Origin of the sequence: Bacillus sp. FSL E2-8887 (genome assembly GCF_038007205.1) — a bacterium.
Taxonomy (GTDB): domain Bacteria; phylum Bacillota; class Bacilli; order Bacillales; family Bacillaceae_G; genus Bacillus_A; species Bacillus_A mycoides.
In genome coordinates this window covers 4,840,574-4,857,991 of record NZ_JBBOWS010000001.1, presented here as the reverse complement: position 1 = coordinate 4,857,991, position 17,418 = coordinate 4,840,574, and the positions used below count along the sequence as shown (strand labels likewise).

The window sequence follows — 17,418 nt, the reverse complement described above, 5'->3', positions numbered from 1 at the left end:
GAAATTAGGTGTAAAAGAATTCGGGTATAACCTGATTTTGAATATCGAGGAGGAAATGACGGGAATGTTTGCGCGAGATATCGGAATTGACCTAGGTACGGCTAACGTATTAATTCATGTTAAAGGTAAGGGTATTGTATTAAATGAGCCATCTGTTGTGGCAATTGATCGTAATAGTGGAAAAGTATTAGCAGTAGGTGAAGAAGCAAGAAGTATGGTGGGACGTACACCTGGTAATATTGTGGCAATTCGCCCACTTAAAGATGGTGTAATCGCAGATTTCGAAATTACAGAAGCAATGTTAAAGTATTTCATTAACAAATTGGACGTGAAGAGCTTCTTTTCAAAACCTCGCATTTTAATTTGCTGTCCAACAAATATCACATCTGTAGAGCAAAAAGCAATTCGTGAGGCTGCTGAACGTTCAGGTGGTAAAACAGTATTTTTAGAAGAAGAACCAAAAGTAGCCGCAGTTGGTGCTGGTATGGAAATCTTCCAGCCAAGCGGAAACATGGTTGTTGATATTGGTGGAGGTACAACAGATATTGCCGTACTTTCTATGGGTGATATTGTTACCTCTTCCTCTATCAAAATGGCTGGCGATAAGTTTGATATGGAAATCTTAAACTACGTTAAACGTAAGTATAAGCTATTAATTGGAGAACGTACTTCAGAAAATATTAAAATTAAAATTGGTACAGTATTCCCAGGTGCACGCAGTGAAGAGCTTGAAATTCGTGGACGTGACATGGTAACAGGTTTACCACGTACAATTACAGTATGCTCTGAAGAGATTACAGAAGCACTAAAAGAAGACGCAGCTATCATTGTACAAGCTGCAAAAGGCGTACTAGAGCGCACACCACCAGAACTATCTGCGGACATTATCGACCGCGGTGTTATTCTAACAGGCGGTGGAGCTTTATTACACGGTATCGACATGCTTCTAGCAGAAGAATTAAAGGTACCAGTATTAATCGCTGAAAACCCAATGCAATGTGTTGCTATTGGTACAGGTATTATGTTAGAGAATATTGATAAATTACCACGTCGTGCATTGAAATAAAGTGAGAAAGAGCTAAGGGAAAACCTTAGTTCTTTTTTTTTATTTTTTTAATTCTAATTTTTTACGAAAACGGAAGAATAATAGAGGAAAATAAAGAAATAAGGTGATATATCCGTATATACAGTTAAATTTAATGTTTTCTTATTTGAAAACGTATGTAATATAATGATTCGGAATACGACATTAAGGCAAAAAATGTTCAAATACATATTGCCTTTCCCTAATTTGGGCATACACTCTTTTCTACCTCCGTGTCAGTTGCTGAGAAGTGCAACTATTTTAATGGAATAGAGTGTATGCATTTTTTTATAATTGGAAGTAAAGTAGTACTTTATAATGACAAATAATAAACAAAATGGGATAATAACAATATGTCCAAGTGGTAAGACCAATATTGTAAAAGGGGCGATTGTTACATGCTAAATATAGAACAAATTAAAGAAATCATTCCACACCGCTATCCGTTTTTACTTGTCGATAAAATATTAGAAGTGGATGAGGGGAAAAGAGCGGTTGGAATTAAAAATGTATCTGCAAACGAGGAGTTCTTTAATGGACACTTCCCAGATTATGCCGTTATGCCTGGTGTACTTATTGTAGAAGCATTAGCACAAGTTGGGGCAGTTGCTGTATTAAAGAAAGAAGAAAACCGCGGGAGACTTGCTTTCTTCGCAGGCATCGACAACTGTCGCTTCAAAAAACAAGTACGCCCAGGTGATCAACTTCGTTTAGAAGTAGAAATGACGCGTGTACGTGGCCCAATTGGAAAAGGAAAAGCGATCGCAACAGTAGATGGTGAAGTTGCGTGTGAAGCTGAAATTACATTTGCAATTGGTGATAAGAAAGAATAGATAGTAATTAAAAAAATCCTTCTGTAATATGCAGAAGGATTTTTTTAATTACTATATTTTTTGTTTGAAATATTAAAATGCAGAGTAATCAGAATTTTATTTGTAAATGAATGGGAGTTTGTATATAATGACGCTATAAATATCTTGAAATCAAGATGAATGATAGCGTGATAAAGATAGAGATGCCGTTGTCACATTATGGAGGTTATAAGATAGGACAAAGGTTATTATGATTCGTTATGATGAACTGTAGAGGAAAGTAATGGGGAAATTTAACGGTAGAAGTAAATGAAAAATAGGCGTAGCATATCGAGCATAAAAGAGAAAAAGGGAAAAAGGTCGCATTTTGAAAAAGGAGACTAGAACATGTTCGGAAGAAAGAAAAGAAAACCATTACGACAATTAATTACACATAAAGAGCCTAAATCACGTATTACAGAACAATACCGTAACATTCGTACGAACATTGAATTTACATCTGTAGATAACCATATTCGTTCTATCATTGTAACTTCGGCTGATCCTGGAGATGGGAAAACAACGACTATTTCTAATCTAGCAGTTGTTTTTGGTCAACAAGGAAAGAAGGTATTGTTGATTGGGGCTGACTTACGTAAGCCGACATTACAAAACTTATTTGCGGTTCACAATCCAAATGGTTTAACAAATTTATTATCAGGACAGGCTTCGTTTATGCAATGTATTCAAAAAACAGATATAGATAATGTATATGTCATGCCAGCAGGCCCAATCCCGCCAAACCCTGCAGAACTACTAGGATACCGTAAAATGGACGAAATGCTTTTAGAGGCATATAAGATGTTCGACGTCATTCTAATCGATACGCCTCCTGTGCTGGCGGTTACAGACGCGCAAATACTTGCGAATAAATGTGATGGAATCGTACTCGTTGTACGCAGTGAAAAGACAGAAAAAGATAAAATCGTAAAAGCGAAACAAATATTAGATAAAGCATCTGGCAAAATACTCGGTGTCGTTTTAAACGATAAAAAGGAAGAAAAAGAGCAGTATGGTTATTACTAAAATATAAAAAGCCAACAAAATTTTTGTTGGCTTTTTATTGTTTTCTGAAAATTCTTTATCAAGTTACACAGCATGAAAAACATGATAAAATAAAAATTTTGGGAAATGATTGGAATGTGTTGTCATATTTAAGATTATTTTGTAAGATTAAACTTGTTTCTTGTGAACAAATATAGAACTGAATTATTAAAAATAAAAAATGTAAGATTTATATGTTATAATTTTTCCTATGTGTAAATTTTAGAAAGTTGGAGGAACTTATGGAAGAAACAATTAGTTTGAAAGATTTATTTCATATTTTAAAAAAACGTTTAGCAATGATCCTCGTAATCGCCTTTGGTGCAGCTATTGTAAGTGCTATCATTAGCTTCTTCTTCATGACACCAATCTACCAATCTTCAACGCAAATTCTTGTGAATCAGAAGAAACAAGAAGGTGCAATGATTCAAGCTGGTGAAGTTCAAACAAATATTCAATTAACGAATACATATAAGGTCATTATTAAAAGTCCAGTAATCTTAGATCAAGTGAATGAAAAATTAAATTTAAATACGACAGCACAAGATTTAACTGGAAAGATTAATGTTGCAAATGAAAAAGATTCACAGGTTATTTCTGTTACGGCTGAGGACAAAGATCCGAAACTAGCTCGTGATATTGCTAACACAACTGCAGAAGTATTTAAAGGTGAAATTGCGAAAATTATGAGCGTTGATAGCGTAACTGTACTTTCAAAAGCAGAAGTTGCAGAAAATCTATCTCCGATTAAACCACGTCCGATGTTAAATGTAGTAATGGTTTTCGTTGTGGGTTTAATGGCTTCAGTTGGTCTTGCATTCCTACTAGAATACTTAGATAACACAGTGAAAAAGGAAGAAGATGTAGAAAACTTACTTGGCTTACCAGTGTTAGGTATTGTCGCTCGTATGGATGAAGAAACAATGAATGTGAAATCACACGCTCCATCATCAAGAAAAGTGAGGGGACAAACAATTGGCTCTTAATTTATTTAAAAAGAAAAAAAATCATCGTCAACGTCGTCAATTAATTGCTCATCAACAACCGAAATCACCAATTTCAGAACAATATCGTAATATTCGAACGAATATTGAGTTTGCGTCTGTTGATAAAAATATACATTCATTAATGATAACATCTGCGAATCCAAGTGAAGGAAAAACGACAACGACAGCGAATATGGCGGTTGTGTTTGCTCAACAAGGAAAGAAAGTATTATTAATTGATGCAGATATGCGTAAACCAGCGATGCATCAAATGTTCCAAGTAGACAATATTGTCGGATTAACGAATGTATTAACACATAGTGAACGTTTAGAGAAATGTGTACAAACGACAGCAGTTGATAATTTACACTTTTTAGCGTGTGGTCCAATCCCGCCAAACCCAGCGGAATTATTAGGTTCGAAATCAATGAAAGAACTTCTTGCTCAAGCGTATAGTATGTATGACTTAGTTATTTTCGATTTACCGCCAATTTTAGCTGTTACAGACGCGCAAATTATGGCAAACGTATGTGATGCGTCTATTCTTGTTGTTCGTAGTGAATCGACAGAAAAAGAAGCAGCGGTAAAAGCAAAAGGATTATTAGAATCAGCAAAAGGTAAATTGTTAGGCGTTGTTCTAAACGATCGTGAACGTGAACAAGGCTTATATTATTACTACGGTGCAAACTAATTCAAAAGTGAGATATGGTAGAAACATATCTCCTTTTTTCCTTTGAATATGAGATAACTCGTATTCAAGGGAAAAAAGATTTTTTATATGAGAGAGGGAGGATGAAACAAATGATTGATTTACATTGTCACATTTTACCTGGCATCGATGACGGTGCACAAACAGTAACAGATAGTCTGGCCATGGCACAAAAGGCTGTCCAAGAAGGAATACATACAATCGTCGCAACACCACACCATCAAAATGGAAAATATACAAATGAACGTACTTCAATTATTCATCAAGTAAAACAACTAAATGATGAGCTACAACAACATGAAATTCCACTAAAAATTTTACCGGGGCAAGAGGTCAGGTTATATGGTGATTTATTAGAAGACTATGAAGCTGGTAAAATCGTTACCTTAAATGAAACGAATAAATACATATTAATTGAATTTCCATCTAATCATGTACCTCGCTATGCAGAACAACTATTATATGAACTACGTGTTAAAGGAATGATTCCAATTATCGTCCATCCAGAGCGTAATGCCGAGTTAATCGAGCGGCCAGATAAGTTATACAATCTTGTAAGTAAAGGTGCATTAACACAAGTAACGGCAGGAAGTTTACTAGGAAAATTCGGCAAAAAGATAAAAAAATTCTCACTACAACTCGTTGAACATAATTTAACTCATATGATCGCATCAGATGCACATAACACAACAACAAGAGGATTTCATTTAGCAGAAAGCTATGAATTAATCGGAAAAGAATTTGGAATGAACGTTATGAGTGATTTAAAAGAAAATCCGTATTTATTAATTAGCGGAAAAGCAATTTATAAAGAAGATCCAGAACAAATTCGTCGTAAAAAATTGTTCGGTATTTTTTAATTGAAGAGCTTTGGTGATGTCTCCTAACCGTTATCAATGGGGGCACTCGGTCGTGCTGTGGGTAGAAATTTTTATTTCGAACCTACCTTAGACGCTTGTCGTCGGGAGTATGACGTGAGGATGGGTTAGATGCCCATAAATTTATTTCTATTAGAAACTCTACCTATGGAGTTATAACTATGACTCTATAGGTAGGGTTTTTGTTATTGTTACATGCAGATAAAACAATATTTGTTAGGGGGACAAAATTTGAAAAAAGTAAGAAAAGCAATTATCCCAGCTGCTGGTCTAGGTACAAGGTTTTTACCAGCGACGAAGGCGATGCCGAAAGAAATGTTACCAATCGTCGATAAACCGACAATTCAATACATAGTAGAAGAAGCGATAGAATCAGGAATTGAAGATATTATTATTGTTACTGGAAAAGGAAAACGTGCAATTGAAGATCATTTTGATCACTCTTTCGAGCTAGAACAAAGCCTATTTGAAAAAGGAAAGCATGAAGTACTGGAAAAAGTGCAAGCTTCTTCAAAAATTAACATTCACTACATAAGACAAAAAGAACCAAAAGGTTTAGGTCATGCGGTATGGTGTGCGCGTAAATTTATTGGAAATGAGCCGTTTGCAGTGTTATTAGGTGATGACATTGTACAAGCAGAAACACCGTGTTTACGTCAATTGATGGACCAGTATGAAGGTACACAGTCTTCAGTTATTGGTGTACAAACGGTGCCAGAAAATGAGACACATCGTTACGGTATCATTGATCCAGTTGAACAAAACGACCGTCGTTATCAAGTGCGTCAATTTGTTGAAAAACCAGCAGAAGATACAGCACCATCTAATTTAGCGATTATGGGGCGTTACGTATTAACGCCAGAAATTTTTATGTTCCTTGAAGATCAGCAAACAGGTGCTGGTGGAGAGATTCAATTAACTGATGCGATTCAACGTTTAAATGAGATTCAACGTGTATTTGCTTATGACTTTGAAGGAACTCGTTATGATGTTGGTGAGAAGTTTGGGTTTATTAAGACGACGATTGAGATGGCACTTCAAAATGAAGAATTGAAAGTAGATTTAATGAAATATATGAAAGAACTTGTAAAGAAAGAAAATGTACATGTATAAAAGTGAGGTGAGAGAGCATTGACCTTGGTAAAAGTATCAAGCGGAGATCTGGAAAAGGAAAATAATATAGAACTGGACTGGGAAAAAGTAAATGCACGTAAAGGATATTTAGTAGCTAAACGCTGTATTGATTTTATTGGAGCGTTATGTGGACTGATTTTATTATCTCCTGTTTTTTTGATTGTAGCAGTGTTAATTAAATATCAAGATCCGAAAGGGCCTATGCTGTTTAAACAAATTCGTATTGGAAGAGATGGAAAAGAGTTTTATATGTACAAGTTTCGCTCAATGGTTATAGACGCGGAAGAGAAATTAAAGGACTTATTAAAACATAACGAAGTGTCGGGTGCAATGTTTAAAATGAAAGAGGATCCACGAGTTACAAGAATTGGGAAATTTATTAGAAAAACAAGTATTGATGAATTGCCACAGCTATTAAATGTATTAAAAGGTGAAATGAGTCTAGTTGGACCACGTCCACCACTTCCAAGGGAAGTAAAGGAATATACAGCGTATGATAAGCAGCGTTTACTTGTTACTCCAGGATGTGCGGGGCTTTGGCAAGTAACGGAGAGAAATAGTGTTGGATTCAAAGAAATGGTTGAACTAGATTTAGAATATATAAACAAACGAAGCGTACTCTATGATTTGAAAATCATTTTTAAAACGATTCAAATTATGATTAAGTCTAATGGTGCATCTTAGTAGCTAATTCATAGGAAAGAGGTTAAAAAAATGGATAAAAAGATTTGTGTAATGGGATTAGGTTATATTGGTCTACCTACTGCTAGTTTACTAGCAACAAAAGGGTTTCAAGTACATGGTGTTGATGTAAATGAAAGTGCAGTCGAAATGATTAATAGTGGTAAGGTACATATTTATGAACCAGATTTAGACATTTTAGTTAAAGCGGCGGTACAAAGTGGGAAATTAAAGGCTTCATTACAGCCTGAAGCAGCTGATATTTTCATTTTGGCAGTGCCAACGCCATTTAAGGATGGCCATAAGCCAGATTTAACATATGTAGAAGCCGCTGCAAAAACAATCGCCCCAGTTATAAAAAATGGGGATATCGTTATCCTTGAATCAACGAGCCCAATTGGTACAACTGAAAAAGTTGCGGAATGGATTTTGGAAGAACGACCAGATTTAACAACCTCTGAAGAAATGCATAGTGACAAAGGAAGAGTCTATGTAGCTCATTGTCCGGAACGTGTATTACCAGGGCAAATTTTAAAGGAATTAGTAGAAAATGATCGTATTATTGGTGGATTAGATAAGGAGTCTACAAAACGTACAGTAGAATTTTATAAGCGATTTGTAAAAGGACATATTTTAGATACAAATGCAAGAACAGCAGAAATGGCAAAACTAACGGAGAATTCATTCCGTGATGTAAATATCGCTTTTGCAAACGAACTATCATTAATATGTGATAAGTTAAATATTAATGTTTGGGAATTAATTCGTTTAGCAAATCGTCACCCTCGTGTGAATATTTTACAGCCTGGCCCAGGTGTAGGGGGGCATTGTATCGCGGTAGATCCATGGTTTATTGTGGATGCGGCACCTGAGGAAGCTAAACTTATACATACTGCGAGAAATGTAAATGATTATAAACCGATGTATGTGGTTGAAAAAGTCAAAGAAAAAGCAAATCGATTTAAAAATCCAGTAATTGCTTGTTTAGGATTAGCGTTTAAAGCGAATATTGATGATTTACGTGAAAGTCCAGCGTTAGAAATTGTGAAGAAATTAGCGGGCTTAAATGTTGGTGAAGTGATTGCGGTTGAACCACACGTAAATGAATTGCCGGACTCCTTAAAAGATGAGAAGATTACACTTCTTTCAGTTGAGGATGCTATGGCGAAGTCAGATATTATTTTAGTATTAGTGGATCATGAAATTTTTGGTTCGATTGATTTTGATCAACTAAAGGAAAAAGTTGTAATTGATACAAAAGGATTTATTAAATAATTTATTAACTATTTTGGAGGCATGAATGTCAAGATTCCTACAAAGAGTACGCAAGTTAAGAAGAAAACCAGCTCATATAATCGCTCACAAGATAGCTCGTAAATCATATGATGCTATATATTATAGGGGACGTAAAATAGTTGTTGCGAAGAATTTAATAGATGTGAAACAAGAAGCTTTTAAAAATTTCCAACCACTATGTAATTTTCTATTTGAAACAAAGAATAAATTAAATTACATTAGTAATTTAAAAAAATTGGACGGAGAAGCAGAACTTATTAGAGATGCTGAAAAAATATGTGATCATATCTTTAATTTATTAGGCTCTGGTGATGTCCAATTAGGTGAAAATATATTATGGAACAAGGACTTTAAAACAGGATTTATTTGGGATAATCAGTTTTATAAAGAAATTAAAATAATCGACTTGCAGAATAAAGCCGATGTTAAGGTACCATGGGAATTATCAAGATTCCAGCATGTTTTTACATTAGGGAAAGCATATTGGGTAACGGAAGACGAAAAATATGCACTTGAGTTTAAAGAACAGATAATAGATTGGATAGAGAAGAATCCTGCCGAAATGTCTGTGAATTGGACATGTACAATGGATGTAGCAATTAGGGCTGTAAACTGGATAGTTGGTTATTATCTTTTTAAAGATTCTCGGGAAATAGATAAGGATTTTTGGGAACTTTTTAATAAGAGCTTATATATGCATGGAAAGTTCATTTATAAAAATTTAGAGAATAAAGGTGAACATACTGGTAATCATTATTTATCTAATATAGTAGGGTTAGTCTGGTTAGGGCTATATTTCAAGCAGTTTAGTCTTTCCTCAGTCTTTAATAGCAATACTCCTGAGAAATGGCTGACCTATGGAGTGGCGGAACTGGAAAAAGAGATGTTTGTACAAGTAAATGAAGATGGGACAAATTATGAAGCCTCTACCTCATACCATAGATTGGTTACTGAATTATTTTTAATTACAACTATATTATGTAATGAGAATAGCATTGTTTTTTCTAAAAAGTATATTAAGCGTTTAGAAAAAATGTGTGATTTCTTAATGTATTTGAATCAACCTAATGGAAAAAGTCCGTTAATTGGGGATGCGGATGATGGAAGGCTTATTATTTTTTCTAATTATGGTACTTGGAATAAGAATGATTTTCGACATTTACTAGCAATTGCGGGTGAATTCTTCAATAGAAATGATTTTCGATATTTTGGTATAAGCTATAGGGAAGATGCTTTATGGTGTATGGGAAGCTGGAGCGATATCGAACAGCAGTTTTTATTAGAGTCCAAAGCATTTAATAATGGTGGATATTACATTTTACGGAACGAGGCTATATATTGTTGTATCCGATGCGGGGAATTGTCATTTAGAGGACAAGGAGCACATAGCCATAATGATCAGCTGAGTTTTACTTTAAGCGTTGCGGGCGAAGATATTTTTATTGATTCAGGCACATTTACGTATACAGCTGATTATAAAATGCGAAATTTATTTAGAAGCACGGGTGTGCATAATACGCTGGAAATCCCACCGTATGAACAAAATGACTTCGAGAAATATCATTTGTTCGAGATGGCAGAACAAAGTTTTTCAAAGGGCACTTATGTTAACGATAGTAAATTTATAGGTCAGCATAGAGGATATTTAAAAAAATGTGGAGTAATTCATGAGAGATCTATATATATAGAAAGAAATAGAGTGAATATCAAAGATAATATAATAGGTGAAAAAAAAATTGACCTGTGTAACTTTAATTTTATTCTAGATCCTGAAGTTAAGGTCAGGTTTGAAGAAAATGAGGTACATATTTCAAAAAATCATGTTAATGGTGTCTTACAAGTAAGTAAAAATATGAAAATAGATCAGGAAACTATTTTTGTCTCTGATGGTTATGGGAGGAAAAAGGAAAGTATAAAGTTAATAGTGAAAACTTCGGCCTCCTACCTAGAGACATCTATAGTATTTAAAAATTATAAGGATGATTAGTTTGAAGAATACTATAAAAAAATTACCGTATCCATTTAAATTACCGCTATTATATATGGCTGCATTAATTCCTCAAAAATTGAGAGAAAGTAAAGAGTATAAAGAGTACGTAAGATTCTTAGAACTTTCTTCTTCATGGGATGCTACAAAAATAGCCGAATTTCAAAATACACAATTACAGCTATTAATTAAGCATGCTTATGAAAATGTTCCTTTTTATACTCAAATGTTTAATCAATATGGGATAGGTGTAAAGGATATTAGGGATGTCAGTGATTTGAGGAAAATCCCTATTATAGATAAGTCCGTGGTTAAAGAAAATAGAGAAAAATTTATAGCTAAAAATATTGATATGAGTAAACTTAGGGCTATTAATACAGGAGGTACGACCTCTAGTCCAATGCATTTCTTCAATACAGATACTACAAATAATAGGGAAGCTGCCTTTTTTAATCGTATATGGAAGAGGTATGGTTATGAAGGGCAATTATGCTTAGTGTTAAGAGGAGATGCAAATGATAGCGAACAATTATATAAATATAGTCCTTATAATAAAGTAATATCTATAAATACTAGAAATTTGGATGAAGAAAAAATGAAGGGGATATTAAATGTTATTTCAAAATATGAACCTTCTTTTATACAAGCATATCCTTCGTTGATTTATCTATTATCAAAATATATTAATGGAAATGGATTATCTGGAAAAATAGGGGTATTTAAAGCTATCTTTTGTTCCTCAGAAAAAATGTATGATTTTCAAAGGGAAGAAATAAAAAAGGCCTTTAATACTCAAGTGATTGACTATTATGGACATAATGAGCGTCTAGCTTTAATGGAATATTGCCCAGAATGTAACAGGTATCATGTTTTACCTGAATATGGTATTGTTGAATTTTTGGATAACAATGGTTCCTTAGTCAATCAAGAAAATCAAATGGCCGAAATTGTGGGGACAGGTTTTAATAACTATGCTTTTCCACTTATTCGTTATAAAACATCAGATATGGCAACAATATCTGGAGAAGATTTTCAATGTAAATGTGGTAAACCATATATCAGCGTAAAAGAAATTGATGGACGATCTGGGGACTTTTTAGTGACCGAGGATGGGAAACATTATTCACCAACTATGTTGGAGTTTGCTATTCGTCATATTGAAAATTTTAAAGATTTGCAGTTAGTACAAAAAAGTTATGATCATTTGGAAGTACTTATTGTACCAAATCAATATTATAAAGAAGATGAGGGAAGTCGTTTTAGTAATGAACTTCAAAAAAGAATAGATACTCATATTAATATTGAAATAAAAACAGTGAACCATATAGATAGACCGTTAAATCAAAAACATAGATTTATTATCTCTAATATAAAGTGAGGGGCTAAACAGTGAAAAAAACAATTGGATTTCCTATAAGTGACAAGAAAAATGAAAAAAGAAGAGCTTTAGTACCTGAAGATATAGTAAACATTAGTAATAAAGATATGATATATGTTGAAAAGGGATACGGTGAGATTTTAGGAATTACAGATCAACAGTATAGTGATATGGGAGTTAATGTAGTTGAAAGAGATATTGTTATGTCTAGAGATGTTATATGTGATCCTAAAGCTGGTGATGCTGGATATCTGGACGATTTAAAGGAAGGACAACTTATTTTTGGTTGGATACATGCAGTTCAAAATAAGGACATAACAGATCAGTTTATAGATAATAAACTAACTGCAATTGCTTGGGAAGATATGTTTGAAAGTGGGAGACACGTTTTTTGGCGAAATAATGAGATTGCTGGAGAAGCTGCAATTTTACATGCTTATAATTTATATGGGAAATTACCATACGAGACAAAGGTTGCTATTTTAGGGCGTGGAAATATAGGAAGAGGTGCATATAAAACATTAGTTGCTCTTGGGGCCGATGTTGTAATGTATGATAGAAGAACAGAAAAGTTATTTCAAAAAGAACTTGAAAAATATGATGTGCTAGTGAATGCGATCCTTTGGGATGTTGATCGCACAGATCATATTATTTATAAAGAAGATTTAAAACATATGAAAAAGGGAGCAATGATTATTGATATTAGTTGCGATGCACATAAAGCTGTAGAGACAAGTGTTCCAACTAGTATAAGTAATCCTGTCTATGAAATTGATGGAGTTTTACATTATGTAGTAGATCATACTCCAGCTATGTTTTATAAAACTGTTTCTAGATCTTTAAGTTTAGAGATTTGTAAATATATAGATTTTATTGTTGAAGATATAGAAAATGAGGTATTATTAGGAGCTTTAATTATAGACAAAGGAATAATTAGAGATAAACGCATAGTAGATTTTCAAAATCGCTGTTTAGAAACAGTGTAGAGAAATAACTAGCTCTTAAAAAGAACTAAAAGGAGAGCTTATATAATGAAAATTAATATAATTGGTACAGTCCCACCCCCTATAGGTGGGATTTCTGTTCATATAAAAAGGACAAAAAAGTTTTTAGATGAACGAAAAATAGAAAGTGTAGTATACAATGAAGCAAATTGGGGAAGAGAAGAAGATGATATTTATCCTATAAAAAATTATAAATTTTTTATGTGTAGACTTCCCTTTTTAAAAGCTGATGTGTTCCACTTTCATTCCATAAATATAAAAATTCGTATTCTTTTAGGAGTGTATAATTTTTTTGGAAAAAAAATTATATTAACAGTACATGGAGAAAGTCTAACTGATCAATTGAAAAGTTCTAGTTGTATTACTAGGTATTTATTATTAAAAAGTCTAAATAAACTTGAAAGAATTGTTTGTGTAAACAATTCAATTACAAATAACCTAATTCAATTTGGAGTAGAACATCAAAAAGTGATTACAGTTCCAGGGTATATCCATCCGCAAGAGGATAAGGAAGATATCCTTAGTATACCAGAAACAGTTTGGGGTTTCATAAAAAGAACGCCTTTCCTTATTAGTGCAAACGGATGTGTACGTTTTTATAAAAATGAGGATTTGTACGGAATTGATATGCTTATTGAATTAATGAAGAAATTAAAAGATAACAGAATAGAAACGAGCTTACTATTTGCTGTTTTAGATAAAGATAGTCAGACAGAACTTGAAAAAACGTATTATCAAGAGTTAAAAGAAAGAATAATAAGATATAAATTGGAAAATCACATTATGTTTTATGAGGTAGAAAATACAGAATTTTATCCTATTCTCCAAAAAACAAATCTGTTTATAAGGCCTACTAATACTGATGGTTTGGGAGTATCAATTACAGAAGCAATTCATTATAGAGTACCTTCTATAGCAAGCAAAGTCTGTGAAAGACCAACAGGTACGATATTGTTTGAATCCCGGAACGTAGATGATTTATTTGAGAAAGTAATTAAGGTTATTCAAAATTATAATGAGTATGTTGATGAGATAAGTGTGATAAATAATCAAGATTATGCAGAAAACTTGCTCAGTATTTATAGAGAGGTAAGCTCTAAGTAAAAAAATTAAATTAGTAAGGTTTGGAGGATAAAATGTATCAGATTAATGTATGTAGCTCATTAGAAGATGTACAAAATAAAAAAAACGAGTGGTTGAACTTTGAAAAAAAAATAAACAATCAAAATATAACCACTTCGTATTATTGGATAGAAAGCTTTCTAAAAGTATTTTTTCCAAGAGAAGATAATCAATTTGGTTATAAAAAAAAGATCATTGTAATCTTTCTGTATAAAGAAGGAGAGTTAATTGCAATAGCTCCATTAATACAAGTAGTGCATAAAAAATATGGAATTAAATTAAAAATGATAGAATTTATAGGCCAACAATGGGGTGGGACCTTTATTGATATTATTGGTAGAGGTTTAAGCGAAGAGGACGTAGATCATATCATAAGATATGTTTATGGTAATTATAAATTTGATTTATTACAACTTAAATATATCAGAAAATCTACTGAGAATTTTGATTTGAATAGTAAAGATGCAGAAGTTTTATCAGGATGCCCATATCTAGTAATTGAGGATTTCAATGAGTTCGATGAATACAAAAATCAGATATATTCAAAAAAATTAAAGCAAAATATTAGAACAGCATTTAATAAAATGAAGAAAAAAGGATTAATTTATGATTCAGTAATTGAAAGAATAAATAATCAAAACTTTGAAGAAATTGTAAGGATTTCCCGCTCAAAACTTGAGGATGGTAAAGGTAGTATTTATTTAGATGAAGATAAGAAGAAATTTGTAAAAACAATTATTGATAGTTTACCAAGCGAGGTTATATTTGGAAGGGTTAATAATGATTGTGTTGCTTACAGACTGAATTTATTTTTTAATGATATAAAATTTTGCTTTGACGCAGCCTATGATAGGGAATTTAGAAATCTAGAATTAGGCACTCTATCAGTAGAAGAAAGTATTAAGGATAGTTTTAAGAAGAATATTAAATTACATTCGGAGGGTGCGGGAACAGATTTTTATAAGTTGAAATTTATGAAAGAAGTAGAGCAGATCTATACATACACCAAAAAGGGAAATACTTTATTAAGCTTTATACATTATAAGAGGCATTTAATTAAAGTAAGAAAAAATAATGACTAGATAGAATAATGATGTGATTCTAAGAAAATAATGAAAGGTAATAGATGATGAGCTTAGTAAATAAAATTAGAAATCGGAGTATCAAAATTATAATTAAAAAAATTAAAACAAAATTTCTCACGGTTTCCAATGGATATATATTAAACTTGAATAATTATAATATGGTTTCTTATGAGGAAAAATACAATTGTTATGCATTAATTCCAATGCAAATGTATCATTTGAAAACAATGATTGAGTTATATGGTAACCAAATAGGTAGTTACAAGTACGATATTCTAAAAAAGAGAATTGCGGAACAGAATAAACATATACCGTATGTAGTAGTAGACAAAGAAGGGGATTTATATGGTTATTTCCACCTCTCCATTGGAGATACGCGAGATGGCACTATAAATATTGATGTCCAAGTTAGTAAAAATACAGTGTATTTATTTGATGATTACACATTTTTGGGGAAACGTGGTAAAGGTGTACATAAATTTTCGGTTTACTCGCGTTTGGAGTTGGCTAAGAAACTAGGATATTCAAAAGCTATTGTAAACATATTAAAAGGAAATTTGTATTCTGAAAAAAGCTATCAGGGATTAGGCTTTATAAAAAATTTAGTTTATTATTATGTTCACATTTTAAACTTTAAAAAAACTTTTACGCGTGTGGTTAAGAAATAATTTTAAGTTAAGGAATAGTGGTAAGTATGAGTTTAAATAGTAATAAGTTGATATCTAGTGGAGCTGTATATTTTATATTTTCAATTCTAACACAACTAATAAATATGTTACTCATCCCTTTATATACTAGTAATTTATCACAAAATGATTATGGGAAATATGAATTATTAAATACCATACAACAATTATTAGGCCTTGCTATTACGATTGGAGTATATTCGGGATTAAAAAGATTTTTTTATGATGTAGAAAATAAAATAGCATTGAAAAATACAGCGTTAAATTTTTCAGTATTATGGGGGATTGTTGTTTTTTCATTTGTATATTTTATTAGTCCGTTAATAAGTGACTATGTTTTTAGTGGTGATAATGAGGTCACTCTTTATATTAGAGTTATAGTAATAACTTCTTTATTGACATGTTTGATTGCTATATATACTAGTTATTATGAAATGGAATTTAAAGCTTTTAGGGTAGCCATAGTACAATTAAGTATCTTAGTTTTAACATTTTTATTAGCCACATATTATATTTTGATTTTAGGCAATGGAATTATAGGTATATTAAAGGCTACTTTAATTTCGAATCTATTAGTTTTTATTGTATTGTTTATATTAGACTTTAAAAATTATAAAATTGCTATTCATGTACCATATCTCAAAAACATACTGTATTATGGTGGAGGTTTATTGTTAGGACAAATTTCTGCATGGATATTAAATTTGATAGATCGCTTTTTTATTAAAGAATTAATCAATTATTCAGCAGTTGCGGTGTATTCAATATCTTCAAAAATTGGAATGTTAATAAATCCAGTTTTTATCACGCCATTTGCGCAAGTATTTACAGCTTATAAATTTAAAGTTTATAAAGAAGAAGGCGGTCAACAAAAAATCCAAAATATGTTTCGAATCTACAATATTGTAGGTTGTTTTTGTATTTTCGGCTTGGCTATATTTGGTAAGATAATGATCAGTATTTTAGCTACAAATGAATATTTAGAGGCGTATAAGATTATTCCATTAATTGCTGTTTCCCATTTTATATGGGGAATTGGACAATTTTATTCTTTAGGTTTACATGTAGCAAATAAAATGATGTTAAATTCCCTAATTGTTGTAATTAGTGCTCTTATAAATATAGTTCTAAATATATTACTGATTCCTCATCTTGGGATAAATGGTGCAGCTTTAGCTACAATTGTATCTTATATAGTAGCTAATATTCTTTATTATTATTTTAGTGAAAAATACTATAGTTTAGGACTAGGTTTACTATATCCATATAAATATTTTACCGTTTTTGTTTTATTATATGGGGTATATTGGATGTTAATTTCTCCAATTCAAAATTTGTACATTGAATTTATTTGTAATGTATTTCTATGTATAGTATATGTTTTATTATTGATTGTTTTCAAGTTTACTAATATTCAAGAAATTAGGGGCTTTCTGTTATCAATTGTAAAAAAGAAATAGACAACACTCAAAAGTATTTAATTTTTTGAGCTA

Annotated in this window: 16 protein-coding genes; all 16 read left to right on the top strand. The window is 32.1% G+C overall.

Annotation, left to right across the window (positions count from 1 at the left end; translation table 11 throughout):
* Positions 1-64 precede the first annotated feature (64 nt).
* The 16 genes from NSQ08_RS25095 to NSQ08_RS25020 all read left to right on the top strand — a co-directional run bounded on the left by NSQ08_RS25095 (position 65) and on the right by NSQ08_RS25020 (position 17,385).
* A complete protein-coding gene (locus NSQ08_RS25095; RefSeq protein ID WP_242247579.1) occupies positions 65-1,066 on the top strand; it encodes a rod shape-determining protein in 1,002 nt (333 codons plus the stop codon).
* A 416-nt stretch (positions 1,067-1,482) separates the two neighbouring features.
* Positions 1,483-1,917, top strand: a complete 435-nt coding sequence (fabZ, locus tag NSQ08_RS25090; protein ID WP_000931959.1) for a 3-hydroxyacyl-ACP dehydratase FabZ — start codon at positions 1,483-1,485, stop codon at positions 1,915-1,917.
* A gap of 366 nt (positions 1,918-2,283) precedes the next feature.
* The gene (locus tag NSQ08_RS25085) at positions 2,284-2,961 is read left to right on the top strand and encodes a CpsD/CapB family tyrosine-protein kinase (RefSeq protein ID WP_340779566.1); all 678 of its coding nucleotides are present in this window, start codon (positions 2,284-2,286) and stop codon (positions 2,959-2,961) included.
* A 260-nt stretch (positions 2,962-3,221) separates the two neighbouring features.
* Positions 3,222-3,965, top strand: coding sequence for a YveK family protein (locus NSQ08_RS25080; protein WP_340779564.1), 744 nt, complete (start codon positions 3,222-3,224; stop codon positions 3,963-3,965).
* Entirely contained in the window at positions 3,955-4,656 is a 702-nt protein-coding gene (locus NSQ08_RS25075; protein WP_340779561.1) for a CpsD/CapB family tyrosine-protein kinase, read from the top strand. The genes NSQ08_RS25080 and NSQ08_RS25075 overlap by 11 nt, the downstream gene beginning before the upstream one ends.
* Positions 4,657-4,766: 110 nt before the next feature.
* Complete coding sequence (locus tag NSQ08_RS25070; protein WP_340779558.1) at positions 4,767-5,534, top strand: tyrosine-protein phosphatase; 768 nt, start codon at positions 4,767-4,769, stop codon at positions 5,532-5,534.
* Between the two features lie 249 nt (positions 5,535-5,783).
* Complete coding sequence (gene bpsC, locus NSQ08_RS25065) at positions 5,784-6,665, top strand: UTP--glucose-1-phosphate uridylyltransferase BpsC (protein WP_340779556.1); 882 nt, start codon at positions 5,784-5,786, stop codon at positions 6,663-6,665.
* Positions 6,666-6,683: 18 nt separating this feature from the next.
* Complete coding sequence (locus NSQ08_RS25060) at positions 6,684-7,370, top strand: sugar transferase (protein ID WP_340779553.1); 687 nt, start codon at positions 6,684-6,686, stop codon at positions 7,368-7,370.
* Between the two features lie 30 nt (positions 7,371-7,400).
* Positions 7,401-8,642, top strand: coding sequence for a UDP-N-acetyl-D-mannosamine dehydrogenase (gene wecC, locus NSQ08_RS25055; protein ID WP_340779551.1), 1,242 nt, complete (start codon positions 7,401-7,403; stop codon positions 8,640-8,642).
* A gap of 25 nt (positions 8,643-8,667) precedes the next feature.
* Positions 8,668-10,650 carry an alginate lyase family protein gene (locus NSQ08_RS25050; protein ID WP_340779548.1) on the top strand — a complete coding sequence of 661 codons (1,983 nt, stop codon included), beginning with the start codon at positions 8,668-8,670 and terminating at the stop codon, positions 10,648-10,650.
* A 1-nt stretch (position 10,651) separates the two neighbouring features.
* Entirely contained in the window at positions 10,652-12,028 is a 1,377-nt protein-coding gene (locus NSQ08_RS25045) for a phenylacetate--CoA ligase family protein (protein ID WP_340779546.1), read from the top strand.
* A gap of 11 nt (positions 12,029-12,039) precedes the next feature.
* Positions 12,040-13,014, top strand: a complete 975-nt coding sequence (locus NSQ08_RS25040) for a N(5)-(carboxyethyl)ornithine synthase (RefSeq protein WP_340779543.1) — start codon at positions 12,040-12,042, stop codon at positions 13,012-13,014.
* A gap of 45 nt (positions 13,015-13,059) precedes the next feature.
* Complete coding sequence (locus tag NSQ08_RS25035; RefSeq protein ID WP_340779541.1) at positions 13,060-14,136, top strand: glycosyltransferase family 4 protein; 1,077 nt, start codon at positions 13,060-13,062, stop codon at positions 14,134-14,136.
* 32 nt (positions 14,137-14,168) lie between these two features.
* Positions 14,169-15,236: a GNAT family N-acetyltransferase gene (locus tag NSQ08_RS25030; protein WP_340779539.1), complete on the top strand. Its 1,068-nt coding sequence runs from the start codon at positions 14,169-14,171 to the stop codon at positions 15,234-15,236.
* Between the two features lie 44 nt (positions 15,237-15,280).
* The gene (locus NSQ08_RS25025) at positions 15,281-15,907 is read left to right on the top strand and encodes a hypothetical protein (RefSeq protein ID WP_340779538.1); all 627 of its coding nucleotides are present in this window, start codon (positions 15,281-15,283) and stop codon (positions 15,905-15,907) included.
* A 26-nt stretch (positions 15,908-15,933) separates the two neighbouring features.
* Positions 15,934-17,385 carry an oligosaccharide flippase family protein gene (locus NSQ08_RS25020; RefSeq protein WP_340779535.1) on the top strand — a complete coding sequence of 484 codons (1,452 nt, stop codon included), beginning with the start codon at positions 15,934-15,936 and terminating at the stop codon, positions 17,383-17,385.
* The last annotated feature ends 33 nt before the right edge of the window (positions 17,386-17,418 follow it).